The following is a 22,609-nucleotide window of genomic DNA, read 5'->3' as shown; positions in this document are numbered from 1 at the left end:
CAAGCTGGGTACACGCGAAGGATCGATCGCCCTGCTTAGTCGCGTGCCGACCGCCACCAAGCTCGTTCAGTAACGCACTTATCAGAACTTGACACTGCTCTCGCTGCCTGAGGTTACGTGAGCTGACGGGTCCCGGGGCCTACTTTGCTAATGAAGCGGCAGTGAAGTTCGACCCCGCAGCACCGGACGATCTGGGCCAGTGGTCCGGAGATTGCCGGTTCTTGTCGGCGGTTTATCTATCCCGCTGTCCGTCGTACCAAATACCGAACTTTTCGCAGACTAGAGCGAATGCCGTCTTCGCTTTTCATTGCCACAATAGAATTGGGTGCCGATGTCCGCGATCGGCGTGCGATTTCACGCCGTTTGCTTTTGCGGCGCGATACGCTTCCGCGCGTAACAGATCCAACTGTTGACCAGGAGGGTCACGAACAATAAGGCAAGGGTCGTTTTCATCCGTAGTGCCGTCCGACTGGAGCGGCCCCGGCTGGGGCAATCGGGGGGGACTTGAGGCCGGGGCCGCTTTTGCCGGTCACGGGGGCGATCGGCGTGAAGGTAATCGCCTCGCGTGGCAACCGTTCCGCACATGGAAGGTGCGCTAACGTGCCAAACATAGGAATCCTCGACACCACAATGCGCCTGTGAATACTGGTGGCCTCACCTCGCAGCCTCACTTATGTCACAGCAGAGAGCGAGGCCCTCGACGTCCGGACCGTCATGGAAGGTCTGTGCGAACGAAATCCCAGAATGCTCGCCGCCTTGGGAAGGGCGATGTTGCTGCTGGCGGGTAGCTCACTAGCGGGGTGAAGCAAGCAGCACTCAAGAGTGCAGTGCTGCCTCATCTAAATCCGTGTCGAGAACCGATCGAGCGATGTTATCGTCCGCCATACGATATCTCGGTCGTCCCGGCGGTAAATCTCCTTACGGAGGTAGTCCAGTTCGGCGCTAACAGCATCGACGTCCACGTACCATGCCTTGGGTCGTCCATCGGTACCGTCGTTCCACCGATAGCCACGTTGCTTGAGGGTGTCTTTTAGTGCGAACGGCGCGCCATCGGCCCAGATGCGGTGCTGAGGGCAACGCGCGCGATCGAGCAGAGCCGCAAGTCCTGATAGCTCGGTGCCGGGAAGATCGAGTGCCAAAATCTCAAGGACTGCACGACAATCATCCAGCGCCCGGTGAGCGTCATGGAACAGGCCGTATTCCGAGAGCAGGTACGCGAGACGGGCGCCGCTGAGGCCATGGGCTTTCCAGTCGATGCCGCTCGCTGAACAGGCCCAGTGACAGTTCGCGAAGAACGGCCAGTGCCGTTCCGCGACCTTGCGGTCGAAGGCGGCGTTGTGAGCGATTATGATGTGGGTATCCGACACGAATTGCTCGAGCGACGCGCTGTCGATGTGATGACCTTCGACCATCGCGTCCGTGATGCCGGTGAGCGCAGTGATGGCAGGGTCGATCGGCGCCGACGGCTGCTGGAATCCTTGGAAGGTGCCGATGATGGAAGTGATCCGGTCGTCGGCGTAGCCGAACTTGATGGCGAAGATTTCCAGGACCTCGTTGCGCGTCGTGTCGAGGCCGGTCGTTTCCAGGTCAATGATCAGGCCGATTCGACCAGCCGTGGGGCGAGGCTCGGCAGTCCGTGGGACAAGTCGGCGAAGGATTTTGTAGTTGCCGGTGGCCTCGAGCATGCGCGCCATCGTCGCGGGAATTTCAGTATTCTCGGACAGAACAATCTCCGGCTGGCTCGGTACCTGGATGGCGACTTCGACCAAAGGATTCGCCGGTTGTCTCCAAGGCAGGCCGAACGGGAGGTTTGGTGACTTGTACATGGCGGTACGGCTCATCAGTTTCGGGTCGCGTTGGCGTCGCGATCGCGGAGGATAGCCTCGACGATGCGACGGAGGAGCCGGACCGAGCCGCCGTGCCAGCTTTGCGCGGCGACGATGTGTTCAGTGCCGTCGAGCGGCGGAACCCAGTGGGTGTCGAGGCCGCGTTCCTTCGCAAGGTCGGCGATGATCGCAGGCAAGAGCGCGTCGAGATCAGCGGACGTGGGTTTGGGAAATCTCACGACCCGAAAGCGGTCGCGGATCGGCCAGGGCAGAGGGTCGACGCTGTTGGCGGTGGCGACGTAGGAGACGTGCGACAAGTCCAGATTGGTCTGCAGCGCTGGATCCGGATAGCGACTATTCGTCTCGGATTCGAGGAAGCCGAGGAGGCAGTCCCAGAGTCGGCCATAGTCATTCCGCGTCGCGCTTTTTTCGATCTCATCGATAATCACCAGTGGGTTGGCGCTCACGCCCTGCGCCACGGCCAGAAAAGGATGGCAAGGTTCGGCGGAATACCACCGGCGGTCGGTACCGCCGAACGCGGCGCCATCAGCGCGGCTGGCATCCGTGCGCCAGACGTTGACGCCCAACAACTCACCCAGGCGCCGTGCGAATCGGCTCTTGCCGCCGCCGGATTCGCCCACGAACAGTAGGGGACTCAAGCGAACTGTTGGTCGGCCGACAAGATCGGCGAGCGCAAAATCAATCACTTCGGCGGCATAGGGGAATTCAAAAAGGAGGGCGCTACGCACGACATGCAGAGGCGGCGCCTCGACAAGCGGCATGGCGACGTTGACGACACCTTTGAATGGCCCAAGAACGTCCTTGAGCTTGGTGTTCTTCATCTGCTGCTCGGAGAGCCGTGCCACAATGATGCTGTGCTCCGGCGCGGAAGGCGCCGGAGGTTTCTGCAACTCACTCGTGGAGGCGGTCTCGGCATCCCTCTGCTTCCGTCTTTCTTCCTCCTCTTTCAGCTTGCGACGCAGAGCTACCTTGGCGGCTGTGAGGCGGTGCTCTGCCGTGAGGGGGCCGAGCCTGGCGGCGCCGGCGGCGGCGCTGGCATGCCGTGAAACCAGATCGCTGCACGCGGGCAGCGCGGCCCAGCCGAAGACAAACTCTTCCAGCTCAGCACACAGGTCCTCATCGGCCTCGTGGTAGACCTTCCTAAAGCTCGCGATCAAAGCTTTGCCCACCCTCCGATAGTCATCGAAGAACTCTGCGCTGCAGGGTAATGGCAGGCTAAAAACGCGAACGCAGTCGGAAAGGCTGCGTAGGGCGGGCTCGTCCTGTTTGACGGCTCGCCGGTCGAGCTCGGCCGCGAGCTCAAGACCGGCGGCCGAGGTCTGCGTCAAGATCCAGGCCGAGGTCGCGGCAAGACCAGGACAGACCTCATTGATCTCGGCGACGAGTCGCTCCTGGATGTGCTCTTCGCCTTTGCTCGAAAGCAATGCGTAGCGCAGAAGGCGCGGCAACTTTTTCAGTTCTTCATGCAGGTCCGAGGAATCGGCCGCGGCTCCAGTCGACGCAGCATCGTCCTCGACTACGTGATCGAAATCATCGGAATCGTCCGAGGTCGTCATGCTTCGTGCTCCCAGCCGCCGTGTTGGCGGAAGCCGGACATCATCTTAGATTCATTTGGGGTGGAGACCAGCACCGCGTCCGTCACCGCGATCCGGAACGTTCGAGTTCATGGAAGGCCTTCAAGAGCACGGTCTCGGCCTCGCGGAATTTGCGCGGATCACTCGCGTAGCGCAGTCCGTGCCTGTACCAGGACATGGCAAGTTCGATGGACAACCCGTGATCGAAGTTGGTCAGGCCGATTACTTGCGCCATGACCAGCGCCGACGCCGCGTTCCGCGCAAGCGCGCAACGGCAGAGCGCGGTCATCCCGATGTCGATGGCCAGCGTGGTCTTCTCGATCGGCATCATCGAGAACGCCATGCTCATGGCGGCCGCCGCGTCGCCGGCGAGCGCGGCTTTAAGATCATCGACCGGATGGAGCACGACGATTCGATCCAAGGTCGTCAGCATGAGGGCCTGCTCGGCGTCGCGAAGCGCATCTGGGGGCAGCGTTCGCCACCATTGTAACGGCCCGACATCGGCGGCCTTGAAAGGCCAACGGCGATCCGGCTGCTCCTTGACCCGCCAGACGGGGCGGTGGCCGCAAGCGTCGAGGGTCGATCGCCGATCGATCGCGACCACGGACCCAGCTCCGTCAACTCGGCGGTCATCCTCGTGCCGAGCATTGGGCGCGGGCGCAATGGTGTTTTCAGTCATGTCTTGGACGTCCACTTCCGTCGGGTTTGAGTAGCGCCGCCGACGGGCCGTCGGCGGCGCCGATGGATTAAGCCGCGCCGATCTTGGCGGTCACGGCCGGCTTGCGCGGTCCGGGCCCGGTCGGACGCGCGTTGGCGAAATGAACGACGGGCGCTTCGGCCCGCAACGGATCAAGATCGGGCATCAGCTCGATGCCGCAGGTCTCATCCTTCTTGGCGTTCTCGCGGATAACCCCCTCGATGACGGTGGAGAAGAGGTGCGGCAGTTCGGCGAGCAGCGCCTTGCGAAGGCACGAGGTGACCGTGTCCAGCGTCTCACGGACCGGAACCTCGAAGTGCGAATCGAGCTCCTCGCGACCGATCTTGAAGTCCTTGGTGAAGCCTGTGTTCCCGTAGTAGTCGATCACGCCCGCCGTGACGCGCAAGATATTGCGGTAGCCTCGCTTCGCGAGATAGCTGGACAGCACCATGCCCGCCGCTCTCAAGTCATGCTCGGTCGGCCGCCGGGTGCGGCCGTCGACCGGGCCGTTGCCCCGCTTGAAGTCGTAGACGCCGGCCCAGCCCACCTCCTGATCGACCACCACGAGATCGACCGTGACGATGCGCTCGGCAGACGCGTCGGCCCGGATGTTGATCCGAGCAAGGTCTTCCGCGGCATTGCGGGCGAGCAGCAATTCGCTGGCGGCGTCGACGATCGGGATCGCGACGTCGACGAGGACGTCGAACCGGCCGCTGGCGGCGAGCGCGTTGGCCGTCGTGCTCTGGAGCAAAAGGCCGTGGCGCTTCACGACGGAGCCCACCACCGAGATCGCTCGGCTGAGATCCGGGCCGATCACCGGGTCTTCATTGAAAGCCGATGCGACGGCGTTGGCAACGAGCGTTCGAGCGCTGCGCGCGAGCGCGGCCTCGGAAATGGACTGACTGAGCGACTCAACTTCCATGTAACGATCTCCTCTGATTGACGATCGTGCTACTATAGCACGAACTAAGGAGGCCGCAACGTTTTCGTGCTGAGGTACTCCGATCCAGCCGTGTTAACCTTAATCGCACCTTGAGGAGCGATTCGGTGGCGGAGTTGGACCAGGAGGAGATGCTGACGTCGGCGATGATCCGTGCAGCAAGGGGACTGCTCGGTCTCGATCAGGCAGGAGCAGCCAATTTGGCAGGGCTCAGCCAGCGGACGATCTCGAAATTGGAAGCCGAGGACGACCTCTCCTCCAAAGATCTGCGCCGAAGGAGTGCCCTGAAGGCCATCAGATCTGGCTTCGAGAAAGCAGGCATAGAATTCATTTTTCCGGACGAGAAATCCGGTCAGGGAGTTCGCATCAAGGCCGCCTCCAAATAGCCGCTCAGGAAAGGGCGACGGGAATATCCGAATGGGCTAGATCGGCAGACGCTTCTTTATTGCGATGCTGGCGAGTTGATGAGACCTTCTCGGATCAGCGAGTTGAAGGCACACCGGTCGGGGTCTCGATGACATCTATTTTGCCGGCAAAGCGTAAGCCACCAAGGAATCGCCGATCGGCGTCTCCATGAAATGATGACCGCCGGCCATGATCACGATGTACTGGCGGCCGTCGGCCTCATAGCTGATCGGCGTGGCCTGGCCGCCGGCAGGAAGCACGTCCTTCCAGATGGTTTTTCCGGTCTTGATGTCGATGGCACGGATCAGATTGTCAGTCGTCGCTGCGATGAAGATCAGGCCGCCGGCGGTCACGACAGCACCGCCATTATTTGGCGTCCCGATTCTGATCGGCAGCATCGACGGGATCCCGAACGGGCCGTTCGTCCGGGCTTCACCCAACGGACGATCCCACAGCGTCCTGCCGGTCTTCAGATCGATAGCGCGAATTCCGCCATAGGGCGGCTGCTTGCACAACAATCCGGTGCCCGGCAGCCGCCAGCCGGCATTGACGTTGATCGCATATGGGGAACCGAGCTGCGGATCCCCGGCGCCTTCCTGCCCGCCGATTTCGCCGCGCGCCTGGTCCCGCGGCGCCCAACCAAGACGATTGGCCTCGTCGCGCGGCACCAGCCGATTATAGTTCGGCATGTCGTTGTAGTTGGCAACGATGATGTCGCGTACGGGATCGATGGCGATGCCGCCCCAATCGGAGCCGCCATTGTAGCCTGGATATTCAATCCAGTGCGGGCTGGCCGTGGGTGGCGTGAAGATGCCCTTGTAGCTCGCCTGACGAAACTGGATACGGCAGATCATTTGGTCGATGGGCGACATGCCCCACATGTCCTGCTCGGTGAGATCGGCCTTTCGCAAGGTGTGATAAAGCGAGAATGGCTGCGTCTTTGCGCGCTGCGCAGGCTCTACGCCGCCTTGCGGGACCGGCCTCTCTTCGACGCCGACGAGCGGCTTGCCAGTGCGGCGGTCGAGAACAAAAATGTCGCCGCGCTTGCTCGGCAGCACCAGCGCCGGCACCGGCGCGCCTTTGTCCGTCGGGAAGTCGACCAGCGTCGCTTGAGAGCCGAGATCGTAGTCCCATACGTCATTGTGGACGGTCTGGAAATGCCAGGCGGGCTTGCCGGTCATAGCATCTAGCGCGACCAGCGATGTTGCGAACTCTTTCTCGCGGTCCGAGCGGCTGCTGCTCCAGTAGTCCACGGCCGAAACCCCAAGCGGCAGATAGACGAGTCCCAGCTCCTCGTCGCCGGAGGCGGTCGTCCACATGTTGGGCGTGCCCCTGGTATAGGTTTGTCCAACCGGCGGCGGCGCGTTTGTATCCGGCTTGACCATGTCCCAGGCCCAACGCAACGCGCCCGTTTGTGCGTCGTATCCCTGAATCACACCCGAGGGCGCGTCCCGCTTTTGTCCGTCGAGCACTTCGTGCCCGATGACGATGACGCCGCGAACAATCGTGGGCGCCGAGGTAATCGCGAACATGCCGGGATCGTGCCGGCCGATGCCCGTCGCGGTGTCGACCTGACCGTCATATCCGAATGCCTCGCAGCGCGTGCCGGTCTTCGCATCGATTGCGATCAGGCGTGCGTCCAGGGTACCTTCGATGATGCGGCTGGCACAAGCCGCGCCCTGATCGGCATTGGACAGTTCGTAATATGCAAGGCCTCTGCAGGCCGCGGTGTACGGAATGAACTCGTCCGGGACGCGCGGGTCAAATCGCCAGATCTGCTTGCCGGTCTTGGCGTCCACCGCGATAACGATGTTCTTGGGCGTGCAAACATAGAGGTTATCCCCCACCTTGAGCGGGGTGTTCTCTGCGCCGAATGTGCCCTTTGTGTTCTTGGTAGGCAAGTCGCCGGTATGAAAGATCCAGACTTTGGTGAGCTTGGCTACGTTCGTCGAGTTGATCTCCTCGAGTGGCGAATAGCGCCGCGCACTGTAACTGCCGCCATAGGCGGGCCAATCTGCGCCTGTCTTCAGAGGCGAAGGATCGGTCATCGCGACGGTCGGCGATGGCATTACGCGAGGAGCGGCGCTTGCCGGCCGAAAAGCTCCGGTCATCAACACAGTTGTGGCTACCAGCAGTACAAGCCCGGCAGCGATTGTAGCCGCAGCTTCATACTGGTGGCGAATGGGGCGAAGCTTCGGCGTGAGCGCCAGGACGGCGATCAGCAAAATGGCCGGTCCGACAGTCCGGGGCACCAGCGCCCAACCGTTGGCGTCAACTTCCCAGAACGCCCAGGCGAGGGTGAGCAGGAAGAGAAGAACGTAAAGCCATGCGCCTTCAACGCGCCGGCGGGCCAACAGGAGACCCGAGACGATCAGGACGATTCCGCTGGGCAGATAATAGAAGGAGCCTCCCAACCAAAGCAGCCAAGCACCGCCGGCCCCCAGCACGAGGCCGATCAGAACCATGACTCCGCCAAGGGTGAATGCCGCCCAATCTGCTGCGCGATACGTCTGAGCCATACCAGTTACTCGTCATAGATTGATGCTTTGCTCCAGATCCAAGAGTGCGTCCGCCGCTTTGGTTCCCACATTTGCAGGTACGCTTCCGGACCACCAAGGGCCTTTGGCTCGGCAAGCGGTGAGCTCAAGAGACCCTCGGCAGCCCGTAAAGATGGGCAATTCGTCTCTCGATCATGGGCATGGGAACGTCAGCTGCAGTCGAAGGTTTTCGTGTCCTCTCATGAAGACGGGCTAGAAATCAACGTGAGTGGAAAAGCAAACCGCAAAGTTGAGGGGGTAAGCAGCAGCAGCTTCGAACCTCTTCGCAGGTTCGTCTCCGTCGCTATCGCCGTTTGGGCCAAGCTGAGCGACCACAACATTTCGATCTTGTCTGCCGCCGTCGCCTTCTATTCCTTTCTCTCGATTTTCCCCGCTATTGCCGCGCTGGTGTCACTCTACGGACTAGTCGCCGACACGAATGACATCGTGAGACAGCTCAATGCGCTCCAGGTCATCCTGCCGGGTGAGGCGACCGCGCTCATTTCAGAACGATTGAGAGTGCTAGAGCAGGGCACGCATCCGCCCTTCGGCGTCGGGCTGATGGTCAGTGTAGGGATATCGATCTGGAGTGCGCGCTACGCGACCGGGACGCTCATGACCGCCTTAAACGTCACTTACGCGGTCTCCGACGAGCGTGGGCTCGTTCTCTTCAACGCTATCGCTCTGTCGTTGACCGTGGCGTTGATCGTCCTCGCCGGCGGCGCCGTGATCCTGATTGCCGTGATTCCCCTCCTGCTCAGCTACCTGCCAATTCCAACCGGCTGGCAGGCTGCGGCAATGTTGATACGGTGGCCGCTGCTCGTGTGCATGATCATCGCGATTGTCGCTTTGCTTTATCGCTATGCCCCCAACAGGTCCGAGCCGAGATGGGACCTTGCGTCGGCCGGCGGCCTCCTCGCAACAACCGGTTTGATTGCGGGTTCATACGCATTCTCAACGTATGTGAACACGTTCGCCGCCTATCAAAAGACCTACGGATCGCTCGGCGCAGTTGCCGTGTTGATGACATGGCTCTGGGTCGCGGCCTATTCCATCCTGGCGGGCGCCGAACTCAACGCTGAGATCGGAAGGCGGCTGTCTCAGCGATAGCGTTTGGCGGATCATTGGCGCCCGGCAGAGGCAAAACCTGTTCGGTGAATCGACCCATTGGACCTGCCCGCACCATCAGAGCAAATAGCTGATGCCGGCGTTCGACATCCTCTCTGTCGCTGCGAGCGGCAATCAGGCGACGAGCGTCCGCAAGGACGAGATCCGCGTGGTGGGAGAGCGCCGAGAGGCGGGTGGCATCGCGCTCGCAGCTTGCGACCTGAGCCATCACCTCAATCATCCGAATCGATATTGCGGGTTGGGCGCCTGCGCTTTGGCGGATCATATGGAACATCGTCCCGAGCAATTGATCGTATTGCACATGCGGCACCACCAAAACCGGCCGACTTCCTCTGATCGACACTCCTGATGGCAGATGCAGGGGCACAACGTCGCACAGCGCCGCGCCCAGTCGATCCAGGACCGAGAGGGCGGTATGTGGATCGTTGATGCCGGGCGAAAGCGCCCTCACAGCGACTTCAACGAGCTGCCGAACGGCGAAGCGCAGATCGGAAGAAATGCTGCTTGTTGCGCCCAGCGCCGTCGCATTCCGGATAGCCGCTTCGGCACCGTCGACGGGAGGACTAACCAGAGCGACGGTCGCCCCCGGAAAAACATAGTCGCCGGGGCCGATCAACAGCCGAATGGTGGCTCTATGCTTGGCCGCCCAGGTGGCCAGGCCCTCTTCGTCCAGATGCTGCAGATAACCGCGCCGCGAGTCCTTCAGGGGCAGGGAGCCGATCCAGTACTCAGCCGGCGGAGGCTTCGGCTGCGGATCCTGGACGGTTAGCTGGCGCATAGCGCTGCGGAGGTCTTCACTGACGAGTTCGACGACAGTTTCAACGTTGATCCGGCCGGCGACGTGACCGACGAAGTAGACGAGCATCGCCACGCAAGCCAATGCGAGCAGAATTCCAACACTCAATGATAGATGAGGGACGAAGCCGCCTTCCGGCTCTGTCCGGACGCTTCTCAGCACGACGAGAGCGTAACAGAAAGTGCCGAGCAGCATCCCCAGCGTGAATTGATTGCCGCGATCGCGCGTGAAATTACGCAGCAGCCGCGGCCCCATCTGGCCCGCAGCGAGAGACAACGCGGCAATGGTAATAGAGAACACGGTCCCCGCGACGCCGATCGTCGCGCCGGCTACGGTACCGAGTAGGGTGCGAGCTCCGGTCGCGCCGCCGTCGTACAGCCAACCCTTTAGATTCGAGAGAGAGACCGGGTTGCTCTGGTCAATATGAACGAGAGTGAAGGCGCCGATCAGGCTGGAAAGCACCATGAGCATAGGCACCAGCCAGAATGTCTCGCCAAGGTCAACCAGCAGTTTTTCAGCGCGGGCGAGCATATTTGAGCCGCATGACCGAGTCGAACACCTGGAACCAACGGCCGGGAGGCTGGAGCGGTTCCGCCGAACCGCTCCACCTCAGAAGATTACCCTTTGCTGGGGTACTTGAATTCAGGCGCCGACTTCAATTGGTCGGCCGTCGTGTCCATGCTCGCGGTCCACTTGTTTGCCGCATGATCGAACTTCAGATTGATTGCCGAAGGCCGCACTGCGACGTAGTGGTCGCCAATGCCCAGGAACCCTCCCACCGAGAGGATATAGCCGTCGATGCCGTTCTCGTTCAGCGCGACGTCCTTGATCGTGCCAATGTCCTGTTTGGCGTTGTTGTACACCTGCAGACCCATCAACTGCGAGCTCAGGCCGTCCTTCGGCGGCACCGAGGTGAAGGCTCCGCCCGGGCGATCCGAAGTAGCATTGGCGCTGTTGCTGGATGAGTTCGTATTCGAAGACGACGTCTGCGCGTTAGCCCCGACCGTTTTCACCTCGGCGAACGTGTTTGGACCGACGAACATTGTCACCGGATTGCCTGACCGATCTCTGGCCTCCACCAGGAACGACTGCGGCCGCACCTTGACGTCGGTGAAACCTGCCTGTTGCAGGTCGTTGACCATCTGCTGCCGAACGCTCGCCTGACCAGCGTCGGACTGGACCGCGTCGCCCTTGCTGCCCCCCTTGTTTGTCGTGCTGTTTTCAGCGCGTTGGTCGGCCGACTGATTGCGGCTCGAGTTCTGCACGGCGCCATGGTCCACAGGACCGGTAGCTTGCGGAGCGGTTTGTGCCATCGCAAGCGATGTTGCGCCGACAAGAGCTGCCGCCGCCAAGGATGAAGTCCCTTTCATGCATGGATCTCCTTTGCTCGAGTGTCAAAAGTTGATGGCGCTCCTAGCGGCTCGCGCCAGAACGCCGTCTCGTTCAGGGGCATGGATGCCGGACGCCGTCGTAGCCCATGTAAGTCCCCGAGCTTGGGTCGTAGGACTTGTATCGCTGGGAGCAGTAGGCGTTGTTCTCGGCAGCTTGCGCCCGGCTGTTGGCTACGGCGCTTCCAATCGCCGCACCTGCCACGAAGCCACCTAACGCTGGACCCCAGCCGCGGCTATAGCGGTGCCGGTATGCGTCACGCCACTGATGACGATGCCAACCATGGTGGCGGTCATGCCTCCATTGAACTTCCACCAGGCTTGCGTCGTTTTTACTCATCCCGCTCGCGGCCAACATCGGTGCGGCTTGCGCAGTAGTTCCGACCGGAATCGCGAACGCCAATACGGCCACCGCGACGTGCCATCTGCTTGTTTTCATAAACTCATCTCCTCGTCTTCATTGCCTAAAGGAAATGCGCGAGCTGCGGTGTCGTTGCAGCGACAGTTGGTACATATGTGTACCCCGATGGGCGCACCTGCTTCGTTCAGCAGGAGCAACGCTCCCGTTAAAGCACTATTGGCCCCGTGCGGCAGCGGACCCACTTATGCCCTCTACAATCCGGCTCCGGGTTGATCGCCGCGGCATCATCGATACGATAAGCGAAAACCTCGTGGGGCCTGCCGCAAGGTCACTGTGCTCAATGCGAATAGCTATAATCGAAGACGAATACTTCATCGCCGACGATCTCGCGGTCGAGATCCGGCGCCTTGGTCATGAACCAATTGGCCCATTTGCCGAGCTAAGCCCTGCTTTCGATGCAGTGGGTAGCGCAGCTATCGACGCGGCGCTTCTCGACGTCGACCTGCGCGGGCAGGCCTCGTTTGGATTCGCAGATCTCCTTTTGAACAGAAGTATCCCCTTTCTGATTTACACGGGATATAGCCGCGAAGTCATACCCACCCGATTTGGCCGGTACGTGGTTGAAAAGCCGATTCCGACTCGCGACGTGGTTGGTCGCTTGTGTCGCCATGCGCTTGTGCACGGCTCGCTGCGGGACCGGTACGGCGTTGCTCCGTAGACGCCGCCACAGGCGTCGGCATCGTTGCGGCAGCAACGCTTACCGCGAGGCTTCCTTCATGAGCTCAGCCGAAAATGCCTTGAGGCGCGCTCGCTTCTGATCTTCGGACAAAGCTGCGTTGTGTCGCACCAGAGGGCAGTAGAGGGTCAACACAAAATTGGTGATCTCTGCTGCCGACGCATTCGGATGAGCCATGCGTACGCTGTTGACAATGCTGTGTGTCGCACGATCGCCGCCCGCCGCAAGCAGTGCGGAGAAGCTCTCCGTTTGAGCTCTCGTTTCCTTGATCGCGGCGTCGGTATCGCTCGGATGGTAAACGGGGCATTCGAGTGCGGCAGCTGGGGTAGCCTGGCCGAGCACGAGTGCGGTGGCGAGGGCCAGCCAGGGAAAAAGGACGCAATCAGAACGAAAGTGCATTTGGGAGTGCCTCGCTTAGTGCAGTTAAGACGGAGATAAGTCGCATCCACTGATCGAAGAGACGTTGGGACCTGATGACTGTCCGGTCGTGAACCAACATTCCAATTCGCTCGGCGTCTGGCGCAGCGAGTACGCAGCCGCACCGACCATCTGCCGGGCATAAAACGTTCTTATCGGAACGCCGAATGGCCAGAGCGATTGTCGCCAGGAAAGTCGGAGAGCACCTTCGAAGGGGCAATTCCGATCGGACTTGTGCATACCTCAATTGTAATGAAGAACGTAGGAGCTTGGCATGCTGAAGTGGGCGTTGATCTTCTTTGTGATATCGATCGTAGCCGGATTGCTCGGGTTCAGCGGAATCGCTGCTGGTGCATCCACTATTGCCAAGTGGCTGTTTTTCGCAGCCGTTGCGATTTTTCTGATGCTCGTGCTCCTCGCCTTCTTTGCGGGGGAGGTGATTCTTTAGCGCTAATCAACGGGCGCTTAGCAAGTCCGGCGGCGGCTCTAATCGGTCAACACCAAGCTACTTTGGAGCTAGAACGGTGCTGATGTTGAGCCTATCTCGGCGTTGCACTTCAAGAAAAGTAGTATGCAAGTGCCAACACGACGTAAACTCCAATTAGCAGTACGCCCTCGAACCAGGTGGTCTCGGCGTCTCTGGTGATGGCATTCACGATGAACGCAGTGCCGGCGATTGAAAAGAGATCGACGGGGTTTTGGAAGACAAGGGTCATCGGCTTCCCGATCACCCAGGAGAAAATGACGAGAAGGGGAGCAACAACCAGCGCAATCTGAATAGCGGAACCAATGCAGAGCGTCATCACAAGTCCCATCCTATCGCGCCGAGCGAACCAAACGGCCGCAAAAATGTCCGAGCTGGTGCCCACAAGAGCAAGCACGACGACGCCAAGAAAGAGTGGTGTCACACCCGTTGATGTGGCCGTTTCCGTCAGAGCGTCGGAGACAAATTCGCTCTGCAGGGCCGCCGCGCAGGTGCATGCCAGTAACACGATCAAGCATGTGGTTGCCGACCACGCCGATTTAGCAGAAGCCTCCTCATTGGTCGCGAAGACATTCCGGTGGGTAATGAGAGTAAAGACAAGGTTTCCGGAGTAGAGAAGTAGCAGCACCACCGACACAGCGAGGCTAAGCAGCTCGTCAGACGCATTCACGTTATTGACATGACGGATGCTGCGGCCCGTGTAGTCGAACACTGCGGGCAGAATGAGAGCGATAACCGACAGAACGAGCATGCTCGACAACAACCCAGCGCGCGCTTGGGTGAAGCTTTGGCGCTCGCGATTGAACCCGCCGGCGACGATGGCCAGACCCAGCCCCAGCAAGCAGGTCGCCGCTATAGACCCGGTGATCTGGGCATGGACCACCTCGACATGGCCGCGCGCGAGAACAAACAGTGCAAGAATGAGCTCGGCCAAGCTTCCAAGACTGACGGTCAGGAGACCGCCTACAGCGGGCCCGGTGTGGGAGGAGAGCTGGTCAGTTGCTACGCGAATCCATTCGGCGAGTACAGCTATTGCGAAAACACCGGATCCGAATATCCAGATCGGAGACAGGTGAAAGACATACTCCCCCATCGGGGTGAGCAAAACGAACAACAGCGGCGCAACGCGCGCGAAGGTACCGTACTGCCCAAAGATAGTCGTTGCATTGGAGACGTTGGAATTCGGCAAGCTGGCTCCTGGCTATCCCGCGAGGCTCGCTACGGATTTAGCGGGCGCAGATCCGGCAACACCCGGCTCCGGCGGAGCGTGGCTTCTGCAGGCAAAGCTCCTCGTCATTCCCGGGCAGCGTGCGATGACTAACGAGGTAAGACACGCAGCGTTCGCTGCGCCGGTCTGAACTCGGTACGCAACCGGACAAGGCGAGCACATTTCGGCGCGCGGGCCCCTCAGCCGTTTAAGCAAAGGAACTCTGTACACATGGCGTAGCTATAACGCACCTGAGTAAGCACGACGACGGGGTACGGTATACCGCCAACGTCGGCCAGCAGCACACGCCCGGCGCATAGGCCAGTGATCGCGTAAGCAAGCTCGTCGCCGTTTTCAATCACTTCGCCGAGTGTTGGTTGCGTTGAGAGAATTCTCATGTGCAGATAAAATCACGCGATAACAATTGCAGGACAATTGCTCGAGTTGCGACTGATCCAGAATCTCGACCTGAGCGCGGCCTCGCTTGATGATGCCTCGCGCTTCCATTTCGCCCATTGTCGAGGTGATGCCTGCGCGCCGAACTCCAAGGGCCTGTGCCATGCACCGATGCGTGAGCGGGATTTCGCGGGAGAACAATTTATCCTCTGCAACGAGCAGCCACCGAGCCAATCGTTGTTGCAGGCTGTGACGCGAGTTACATGCAGCCAGCTGCGAGCTTTGGATCAGAATGGCCTGTACGTAGCGCAGCAACAGCTTTTGGATCTCGACATCCCCTCTCACCAGCTCGATCAAAGCATCGGCCTCGATGCGCAAGGCTCTCCCCGGAACCTGAACCATGCAACGGTGAGGGGAAACGCGCATGCCAAGGATCAGGGGGATGCCGATGAAATCCTTCGCTCCAACAGTCTGTATCTCGACGGGGAGGCAGTCTCCGGCCTTGGCGGTCAGCGAGGCCGCGCCATGTTCCAGAAAATAGGCATAGTGCAATGGTAGATTGCGCTCCTGGAGCATTTGTCTCGGTCTGAGTGTTACCTCGTCGCAGAGCTCGACCAGCCGGCGGCGTGATGAGTGGGGGAGGCGACGGACCAGGTCGTTATTTGCGTGGTGCGCGTGCGGCGTCTGATCGCACTCTCGTGACCGTTGGAGAGATGGCGTCGGACTGTGCGTCGGCACGACGTTTTCGAGTTCGTTGCTCAACATTTCGCGTCTCCTTGGAACGGCTATTCACCAATATGTGGGGCGGGCGCCGGCCCCCTCACAGTCGGGCTGAAGGTGAAGGCTCGTCAGGAGAAACCTGACCTGGTCCTTAAGGCCTGGATCGAGAGCTTGCCTCTGGTGCGAGCAACGAATGAAGTTCGTCGGCCGAGGCATTCGATAGCACTGCCTGGATGTGCACGCGTGGATCTGCGGTGCGTTTCCCAAGGGCCGGGTGCCCGATTTGTCGCTGCACTTTCTCCTTGGCACGGCAGCGGACCGATCGCTTGACGGCCGGCCAGAACTTCGCGCCTCGGAAACAATTATACGATCAATGGTAATGTTGGCACGACGGATCGCAGGAGCACTGAATGGGCGTAAGGAGCAGGATCACCCTCGCAATTGCCGTAGCTACGATCTCGACCTCCGTTCTATTGGGTCCCGCATGGGCAGAGACGGCGACGCAGGCTGCGACGGAACAGTCGGCGCAGTCCCAGCAGTTCGCCAACACGGTCTATAATGGATACCGTGCCTCGCGACTGCTTGGGAGCGCGGTTTTCTCTCTGAAAGGTGAGTATTTGGGAGCCGTCCGGAACGTGATCTTGGCCGACGACGGGCAGATTGCTTCTGTGCTCGTCGAAGGCTTCAGAACGAAGGATGAGCCGGAGTTCATGTCCCGAATTCCCTTCAACCGGGTGCTGCGCCCGCTTCATGAAGGAGCTATCGTGGCCGACTTTTCCGATTTGAGGTCGCGAGAATACGGCCTCTTCGTTGACCCTGATCAGGCGCAAGCAGAGCCGCACGAATTCTCGGTCTCCAAGGTCATCGGAGACTATGCGCGGCTGCAGGCAGGCCAAGGCTATGGCTATGTCTCCGATCTCGTTTTCGACAGCGGGGGAAAGCTCGCGGCCGTTGTGATATCCCGCGAGGCGTCCGTTGGCGGAGGGACGTATGCCTTTCCGTACCCGGGTCAAACGGGGCGGTGGAGCCCGAAGCTAAGCTATTATGGTCTGCCTTACGTCACACCGGAGCAAGCAAACAAAGCCGGTCTGCGGCTCAATATGAAGGAGTTTCAGAGCTCGTGAACAACCAACGTCCGCCTAATGGTCCCCGGCGGTGTGCCTCATGAGAGAGGCGCGCGGCTTCACGAGCGAACTGATGCAGTCACGTCTTTGAGCGCAGCGAAAGTTCTCCTCTCCCAAGCTTGCGTTCGAAGGTGGCTGCATCAGAACGCTTCAGTGCATGCGGGGTGGCAAAAGGTACCGAAAGGTCGGTGCTCCCGCGCGTTAGATTCGTGCGAGAACATCAGCGAAGGTCAATGCGAACATCGCGATCAGGAAAACGAGCCCCGAGATCGCCGCGATCCGGATCAGGGGCTTTGCTGAGGCGAGTTCCATGAAGAGCAGCACGACCAGGGTCGATTTCACCCCTGCAATGATGATGCCGCCGGCTGTTGTCATTCGGCCCATGGGAACATAGGCGGCGACGAGGCTGAGCACGAGGAGCGCGAGGAGCGCTGCCCAGATCAAGAGGTTCCTCGCCCATAATTGGCGCACAACATCGCCTGACTCACCTTGCCTGTTCATGATGCGCGCCCCGGCAAATAGATCAGCGGATAGAGGAAGATCCATACGATATCGACCAGATGCCAGTAGAGGGCTGTAACCTCGATCTCGGGATTGTCTTTCGCCGGAAGTTCGCGCCGGAGCAGCACCCACAACAAGCGGCTCACGAGAGCAATCCCGATGGAAAGGTGGATCGCGTGGACACCCGTGACCAGCCAATAAAATCCATAAAACAGCTGCGCTCCCGGCTGAGACAATGCAAACCCGGTTCCCGGTACAAGCTGCTTATCGATGTCCTCCTTGTATTCGAATCCCTTGATGACGATGAACAAGAGCCCGAGCATCGCCGTGAGCATCAGGCACGCGAGGACGAGCCGTCGCAGTCGCGCAGACGCTTCGGACGCTTGCGAAGCCATGGCCATGGTGAGGCTGCTCGTCAACAGCACGGCGGTATTGATCGTGCCGTACCAGATATTCGTCTCCCTCCCGGCTGCAGCGAACGCCTGTGGATGCTCGATTCGACAAACCGTGTAAGTCAGCATCAGCGCCCCAAAGAACAACGTCTCGCTGGCGAGGAAGACCCAGATTCCGAACTTGCCTGCCTCGCGCTGCCGGCCGAAATCCGACCAGGGTTCTCTCAGCAATGCGCTTTCGTCGCTCATCGCGTTTCTCTTGCGTTTTGCATTTCGGGGGGATCAGTTCCAGCCGACATGCCTTCGGCGTGGTAGTCATACGGCCCGCGATCTACGCGGGGCTGCCTGTCAAAATTCTTCGGGGGAGGCGGAGAACCCGTGGCCCACTCCAGGCCTGTCGCACCCCAAGGGTTCTTCGCGGCGTTTCCGCCGTAGAACAGGGACCAGGTGAGATATCCGAGAGGCAACAAGTAGGCGATGGCGAGGACCGCTGCTCCGGCAGACGACATGACATTGTAGATCTGAAACTCCGCCGGATAGGTATGATAGCGGCGCGGCATGCCGAGGTACCCGGCAAAGAATTGCGGCAGGAACGTCATATTGAAGCCGGCATACATCAGGATGGCCGCGAACTTTGCCCAGCTCTCCGGATAGAGCTTGCCCGTAACCTTGGGCCACCAGAAGTGAAGCCCGGCGAAGAAGGCGGATACGGAGCCGCCCACCATGATGTAGTGGAAGTGCGCGACGACGAAGTAGGTGTCGGTGACATGGATATCCACCGGGATCGAGGCGAGGAACAGCCCGGAGAGCCCGCCGGTCGTAAACAGACCGACGAAGCCAAGCGCATACAGCATCGGCGATTCGAAGCTGATCTGGCCGCGATACAGCGAAGCCGTCCAGTTGAAAACTTTGATTGCCGACGGCACGGCGATGATGAAGGACAGGAACGAGAACACGAGGCTGGCCAGCGCCGACTGTCCGGAGACGAACATGTGGTGGCCCCAGACGAAGAACCCGACGCCCGCAATCGCAAGCATGGCATAGACCATGAAATCGTATCCGAAAATGCGCCGCCTCGCGAAGCACGGGATGATTTCGGACACGACGCCCATTGCTGGCAGCACCATGATGTAAACCGCCGGGTGCGAGTAGAACCAGAACAGGTGCTGGAACAGGATCGGATCGCCGCCGCGAGCCGGATCGAAGATCGGCAAGCCCAGCACGCGCTCCGCGATCACGAGCAGGAGCGAGATGGCGAGCACCGGCGTGGCAAGCACCATGATCAGCGACGTCGCGTAAATCGCCCAGACGAACAGCGGCAGCCGGAACCAGGTCATGCCGGGAGCACGAAGCATATGGGTGGTCGCGATGAAGTTCACTCCCGTGGCGATGCTGGCAAAGCCGACCACGAACACGCCGGCAGCAGCCGCGAAGACGTGGCTGTTGGAGAACATTGACGAATAAGGCGTATAGAACGTCCAGCCGGTGTCGACGCCTCCGGCGACGAGGGCATAAACGGTGAAAGCGCCGGCAGCGACGGTCAAATACCAGCTGAAAAGATTGAGGCGCGGAAACGCGACATCGGGCGCGCCGATCATCAGCGGCAGCAGGAAATTGCCGAACGTGTTCGGGATCGACGGCACCAGGAAGAACCAGACCATGATGATCCCGTGGAACGAGAACAGCTTGTTGTAAGTGTCCGACGTCAACAGCCATCCGTTCGGCTGGAACAGCTCGAGCCGAACGGCGGTGATTGCGGCTCCTCCCATGAAAAAGAAGAACGTAATGGTGATCGCGTAGAGGATTGCAATGCGCTTGTGGTCGGTCGTGGCAAGCCAGGACGAGATCGTCGAGCCGTGGCGGAGATAATCGGGGCGTGGCGGAAGCGGCAGCTCCCCGGCGAGCAGGGCGTCAGTCATTTTGCTGCTCCTCCCTGAGCGAGCGGATGTAGGCGGTCAGGCTCTGGATCTCTCCCTCGTCGAGCAGCCCTTTGAAGCTCGGCATGATCGGCTCAAAGCCGGCCACGACGTCGCGGTTCGGCTGCAGCATCGAATCGCGGATGTAGGCATCGTCCGCGGAAACGGTGCGTCCATCCGCCAGCTGCACCGCGCGGCCGTAGAGACCCGTCAGGCGCGGCGCGTGGACGTTCGAGGAGACGGCGTGGCAGCCCGAGCATCCTTGCGACACGAACAGCCTGGCGCCCTCATGGGCAAGATCGTCGCCCTCCGGCTGCTGGACCAGCCATTTGGCATAGTCATCTTGCCGCATGACCACGATCCTGCCGCGCATCATGGAATGGTTCGTGCCGCAATACTCAGCGCAGAGCAGTGGAAAGGTGCCGGTTTTGCTCGCCTGAAACCAGATGTCGGTGTCGCGGCCAGGCAGCACGTCCTTCTTGACCCGAAACGCCGGAACGAAGAAGGAATGGATCACGTCCTGCGAGCTCATCAGGAGATGGACGGGCTTATCCAGCGGCACGTGAAGGGCATTGATCTCACGCGCGCCGTTCGGATGTTGCGTCTTCCACATCCACTGCTTGGCGATGACGTGGATTTCAAGTGCGCCCGTGGGCGCGGCAAGGCTGCTGAGGTCAGCGGAAGATGCCCACCAGAATAGGAAGGCGAACGTCAGCAACGTCGCGACCGTCCAACCGATTTCGAACTCGCGGCTGAGAATCTCAGGCATCGGGCCGCGCTTGGCGGGAGATCCGCGCCGATATCGAACGGCAAACAGCAGGATGAGCCCAAAGACGAGGACCACGGTCGCCCCGGAAAGGAAGAGCAGAAGATAGAAGATGTGATCAACCGTGACGGCGTGTGTGCTCGCTTCCGGCAGCCTGAATAACGAATTCATGCCGAGGCTCCCCGACGCCTGCTGCGAACCAGCATCAGCCCGACGAGGGCGGCCATGATGGCAACCGTGGATGCTCCGAAAATCTGCAGGACCGTTGTGATCCTGCGGGTGTAGATTCCGTGTACCGCGTCAAATCCATAGCACAGCAGTGCGATGCGTCCGGAGAGTCCACCGATCCGCCCGTCACCGGCATCCAACAGAGCGAGGCGAAGGTCACCGGGCTGCAGTGCGAGGCTGGAAAGCGCGCGGACGACCCGTCCGTCGGGCGCGAGCGTGACGAAGGCTGCCGGATGCGCAATCGCGTCATGCTTGTCGTCGGTTTCGGTATGGTATCCGATTGCACCGAGCAGCGCGGCAACAGTCTCCTGCGATCCTGTCAGGACCGATGTTCCCGTGCCCCCGATCTGTCCCTGGGTAAAGCGGTGGGCGTCGTCAATGGTGTCGCGCGGATCGATGCCGACAACGACGAGGCTGTAGTCGCGTCCTGCGATAAACCCGGACTGCTGCAGCGCCGAACTTGCGATCGTCAGCGCAGGCCCGCAAATCTGCTTGCAGGTGAAGTCCGCTGGAAGGAGCAGGGTCGGACGTCCGTCGATCGCATCGCGAAGGGTGACGGTGTAACCGCCGACGGCCCTAAACTGCAGGGATAACGGAACGCGGGCGCCCTGAGGGGGATCGAACCCGACGCGCCCGATCTGGTCCTCGGTCAAACCGGCATGCGCGAGCCCCGGCCAGAGCGCAAGGGCCATGATGAAGATGGACCGCCTCATGGACTTCCTCCGCTCGCACCTGGCGGAGGTGCGGGTGCGGGTCGAAGGGCGTCGTAGGCGTGCTGGTCCCGTCCTGCGACCAGCTGCATCGCCTGATCGATTGGGATGCGGGCGATGTTGTGGTCGCGATCGACCCAGGCATAAGCGGTGAGCCTGGCACGCTGCGCGGCCTCGAACCGGGTCAGGTCGGCCTCCGGAGAGGTCTGGAGCTCGGGCGAGGGAAACCGGTTTTCTGCGCGCGGCGTGAATGCGCCCGGCGCCTCGCTATTCAGGAACAGCAGAATTCCCGCAATCGCGGCGCCCACGAAGAGCAAGAAGCCGCCGACGATGGCGAGAACGGCGCGGTTGTCTATGCCGGCCGTTTCTGGCAGCGCGCGGCTGCCCATCTCCTCATTCGGCATGGCGCACCTCTGCGGATGCGGTGCCCTGCCCAAAGAGGACCGAAGCAACGGTCAAGGTGAGGAGGGCGCCGAGAGCGGTGAGTGCAACATGAACTTGCGCGGAAAATGCCGGCACCAGGAGCCAAGCGAAGTGCATGATAATGCCGAAGAACAGCAACAAGCCGACGATGCGCAAGCCGGCAGGGCTGCGGCGCACGTCCTCCAACAGCAACATCGCAAACGGAAGCACGGCTCCGGTGACGAATGCCACGAGCAGAATGTTCGTCCATACGTCCGTGCTGCGCCTCAGGAACCACTCGGCCTTGTGAGGTAGATCGCCGTACCAGGCCACCACATATGTCATGTATTCGAGGTAGACGACGCCCAGCAGCGTTGCGATCAAAAGGCTGCCGACATCGCTCAGCGCTTTGCCATCGACGTTCGACGTTGCAAGCACGGCGACAACGGCCAGCGCGGCGAGCAGCTGCTGTATTGCAATCATGGAGGCGAAGGCGGTGGAAACGTAATGCGGTTCGACGGAGAGGAACCAATCGACCGCAACCATGCTGATGGTAAGCCCGAAGAACGCAAGTCCGAGCGCGGCCAGTAGCCGTCCACCTAGTCGAAGACCGAAAGTCACTCCGAGCACGGACCATCCGATCAATGCGATCACGGCACGCAGGACAAACCACGGCTGGCCGAGGTACCAGCGCGCAATGTCGGGCTTGATCTGGCTGGCATCCGCGGCCCAGGGGTAGATGTCAGTCAGTCCGGCGAGAACGGGGATGAATGCGATGGCGACGAGGGGCACCATGACTGCGAGGAGTTGCAGCACCGGTCCGGCGGCAAAGCCCCAGCGGCCGCCGGTCAAGCGATGAACCAGCAGCAGCGTCATGCTGCCGATGGGGGCGCAGCTCCAGATCGCAAATCCCAAGAGCCAGCCCTGGAGCAGGCTC

At 60.7% G+C, this 22,609-nt stretch carries 23 protein-coding genes; 5 read left to right on the top strand and 18 right to left on the bottom strand.

Going from position 1 to position 22,609, the window contains the following annotated elements:
• Positions 1-839 precede the first annotated feature (839 nt).
• The 4 genes from AC0L27_RS07375 to AC0L27_RS07360 all read right to left on the bottom strand — a co-directional run bounded on the left by AC0L27_RS07375 (position 840) and on the right by AC0L27_RS07360 (position 5,040).
• On the bottom strand, positions 840-1,841 hold the full coding sequence (locus AC0L27_RS07375) for a 3'-5' exonuclease (protein ID WP_473318378.1): 1,002 nt from the start codon (positions 1,839-1,841) through the stop codon (positions 840-842).
• The gene (locus AC0L27_RS07370) at positions 1,841-3,403 is read right to left on the bottom strand and encodes an AAA family ATPase (protein WP_473318375.1); all 1,563 of its coding nucleotides are present in this window, start codon (positions 3,401-3,403) and stop codon (positions 1,841-1,843) included. The genes AC0L27_RS07375 and AC0L27_RS07370 overlap by 1 nt, the downstream gene beginning before the upstream one ends.
• 82 nt (positions 3,404-3,485) lie before the next feature.
• Positions 3,486-4,025 carry a hypothetical protein gene (locus tag AC0L27_RS07365; protein WP_473318373.1) on the bottom strand — a complete coding sequence of 180 codons (540 nt, stop codon included), beginning with the start codon at positions 4,023-4,025 and terminating at the stop codon, positions 3,486-3,488.
• 142 nt (positions 4,026-4,167) lie between these two features.
• Positions 4,168-5,040: a hypothetical protein gene (locus AC0L27_RS07360; protein WP_473318372.1), complete on the bottom strand. Its 873-nt coding sequence runs from the start codon at positions 5,038-5,040 to the stop codon at positions 4,168-4,170.
• A 125-nt stretch (positions 5,041-5,165) separates the two neighbouring features.
• On the opposite strand from AC0L27_RS07360, the gene AC0L27_RS07355 reads away from it, so the two are divergent.
• Positions 5,166-5,444, top strand: coding sequence for a helix-turn-helix domain-containing protein (locus AC0L27_RS07355; RefSeq protein WP_473318370.1), 279 nt, complete (start codon positions 5,166-5,168; stop codon positions 5,442-5,444).
• Positions 5,445-5,579: 135 nt separating this feature from the next.
• On the opposite strand, the gene AC0L27_RS07350 is transcribed toward AC0L27_RS07355, so the two are convergent.
• Positions 5,580-7,982: a membrane-bound PQQ-dependent dehydrogenase, glucose/quinate/shikimate family gene (locus AC0L27_RS07350; protein ID WP_473318368.1), complete on the bottom strand. Its 2,403-nt coding sequence runs from the start codon at positions 7,980-7,982 to the stop codon at positions 5,580-5,582.
• 210 nt (positions 7,983-8,192) lie between these two features.
• Here AC0L27_RS07350 and AC0L27_RS07345 point away from each other — a divergent pair, with 210 nt between their 5' ends.
• Complete coding sequence (locus tag AC0L27_RS07345; protein WP_473318366.1) at positions 8,193-9,110, top strand: YihY/virulence factor BrkB family protein; 918 nt, start codon at positions 8,193-8,195, stop codon at positions 9,108-9,110.
• On the opposite strand, the gene AC0L27_RS07340 is transcribed toward AC0L27_RS07345, so the two are convergent.
• The 3 genes from AC0L27_RS07340 to AC0L27_RS07330 form a co-directional block, all read right to left on the bottom strand.
• Positions 9,073-10,455, bottom strand: coding sequence for a DUF2254 domain-containing protein (locus tag AC0L27_RS07340; protein WP_473318364.1), 1,383 nt, complete (start codon positions 10,453-10,455; stop codon positions 9,073-9,075). The genes AC0L27_RS07345 and AC0L27_RS07340 overlap by 38 nt on opposite strands.
• 86 nt (positions 10,456-10,541) lie before the next feature.
• Positions 10,542-11,294, bottom strand: a complete 753-nt coding sequence (locus AC0L27_RS07335; RefSeq protein ID WP_473318363.1) for a PRC-barrel domain-containing protein — start codon at positions 11,292-11,294, stop codon at positions 10,542-10,544.
• A gap of 73 nt (positions 11,295-11,367) precedes the next feature.
• Positions 11,368-11,652 (bottom strand): BA14K family protein, encoded by a 285-nt coding sequence (locus tag AC0L27_RS07330; protein ID WP_473318693.1) that lies wholly within the window; start codon positions 11,650-11,652, stop codon positions 11,368-11,370.
• A gap of 265 nt (positions 11,653-11,917) precedes the next feature.
• Here AC0L27_RS07330 and AC0L27_RS07325 point away from each other — a divergent pair, with 265 nt between their 5' ends.
• Positions 11,918-12,391, top strand: a complete 474-nt coding sequence (locus AC0L27_RS07325) for a response regulator (RefSeq protein ID WP_473318361.1) — start codon at positions 11,918-11,920, stop codon at positions 12,389-12,391.
• Positions 12,392-12,430: 39 nt separating this feature from the next.
• On the opposite strand, the gene AC0L27_RS07320 is transcribed toward AC0L27_RS07325, so the two are convergent.
• The gene (locus AC0L27_RS07320) at positions 12,431-12,808 is read right to left on the bottom strand and encodes a hypothetical protein (RefSeq protein ID WP_473318359.1); all 378 of its coding nucleotides are present in this window, start codon (positions 12,806-12,808) and stop codon (positions 12,431-12,433) included.
• 292 nt (positions 12,809-13,100) lie between these two features.
• Here AC0L27_RS07320 and AC0L27_RS07315 point away from each other — a divergent pair, with 292 nt between their 5' ends.
• Complete coding sequence (locus tag AC0L27_RS07315; RefSeq protein ID WP_473318357.1) at positions 13,101-13,274, top strand: DUF1328 domain-containing protein; 174 nt, start codon at positions 13,101-13,103, stop codon at positions 13,272-13,274.
• Between the two features lie 109 nt (positions 13,275-13,383).
• Here AC0L27_RS07315 and cax read toward each other — a convergent pair whose 3' ends face one another.
• Together cax and AC0L27_RS07305 are read right to left on the bottom strand one after the other, a co-directional pair.
• The gene (cax, locus tag AC0L27_RS07310; protein WP_473318355.1) at positions 13,384-14,499 is read right to left on the bottom strand and encodes a calcium/proton exchanger; all 1,116 of its coding nucleotides are present in this window, start codon (positions 14,497-14,499) and stop codon (positions 13,384-13,386) included.
• A gap of 372 nt (positions 14,500-14,871) precedes the next feature.
• The gene (locus AC0L27_RS07305) at positions 14,872-15,678 is read right to left on the bottom strand and encodes a Crp/Fnr family transcriptional regulator (RefSeq protein WP_473318353.1); all 807 of its coding nucleotides are present in this window, start codon (positions 15,676-15,678) and stop codon (positions 14,872-14,874) included.
• A 365-nt stretch (positions 15,679-16,043) separates the two neighbouring features.
• Here AC0L27_RS07305 and AC0L27_RS07300 point away from each other — a divergent pair, with 365 nt between their 5' ends.
• Positions 16,044-16,757, top strand: a complete 714-nt coding sequence (locus AC0L27_RS07300; RefSeq protein ID WP_473318352.1) for a PRC-barrel domain-containing protein — start codon at positions 16,044-16,046, stop codon at positions 16,755-16,757.
• A 201-nt stretch (positions 16,758-16,958) separates the two neighbouring features.
• On the opposite strand, the gene AC0L27_RS07295 is transcribed toward AC0L27_RS07300, so the two are convergent.
• Genes AC0L27_RS07295 through AC0L27_RS07265 form a run of 7 tightly spaced genes read right to left on the bottom strand, consistent with a single transcriptional unit; the run spans position 16,959 to position 22,548 of the window.
• Positions 16,959-17,201: a cytochrome C oxidase subunit IV family protein gene (locus AC0L27_RS07295; RefSeq protein ID WP_473318349.1), complete on the bottom strand. Its 243-nt coding sequence runs from the start codon at positions 17,199-17,201 to the stop codon at positions 16,959-16,961.
• A gap of 53 nt (positions 17,202-17,254) precedes the next feature.
• Entirely contained in the window at positions 17,255-17,899 is a 645-nt protein-coding gene (locus AC0L27_RS07290; protein ID WP_473318347.1) for a cytochrome c oxidase subunit 3 family protein, read from the bottom strand.
• Positions 17,896-19,569, bottom strand: a complete 1,674-nt coding sequence (locus AC0L27_RS07285; protein ID WP_473318345.1) for a cytochrome c oxidase subunit I — start codon at positions 19,567-19,569, stop codon at positions 17,896-17,898. Before AC0L27_RS07285 ends, AC0L27_RS07290 begins: the two co-directional genes overlap by 4 nt.
• Positions 19,562-20,503, bottom strand: coding sequence for a cytochrome c oxidase subunit II (gene coxB / locus AC0L27_RS07280; RefSeq protein ID WP_473318342.1), 942 nt, complete (start codon positions 20,501-20,503; stop codon positions 19,562-19,564). The genes AC0L27_RS07285 and coxB overlap by 8 nt, the downstream gene beginning before the upstream one ends.
• On the bottom strand, positions 20,500-21,252 hold the full coding sequence (locus AC0L27_RS07275) for an SCO family protein (RefSeq protein WP_473318339.1): 753 nt from the start codon (positions 21,250-21,252) through the stop codon (positions 20,500-20,502). The genes coxB and AC0L27_RS07275 overlap by 4 nt, the downstream gene beginning before the upstream one ends.
• A gap of 17 nt (positions 21,253-21,269) precedes the next feature.
• Positions 21,270-21,674, bottom strand: a complete 405-nt coding sequence (locus AC0L27_RS07270; protein WP_473318337.1) for a hypothetical protein — start codon at positions 21,672-21,674, stop codon at positions 21,270-21,272.
• Entirely contained in the window at positions 21,664-22,548 is an 885-nt protein-coding gene (locus AC0L27_RS07265) for a hypothetical protein (RefSeq protein ID WP_473318335.1), read from the bottom strand. The genes AC0L27_RS07270 and AC0L27_RS07265 overlap by 11 nt, the downstream gene beginning before the upstream one ends.
• Between the last annotated feature and the right edge of the window lie 61 nt (positions 22,549-22,609).

This window comes from Bradyrhizobium sp. Ken51 (assembly GCF_055807435.1).
Note: the sequence above shows the minus strand (reverse complement) of the source record. Positions and strands in the feature narration are given on the sequence as shown.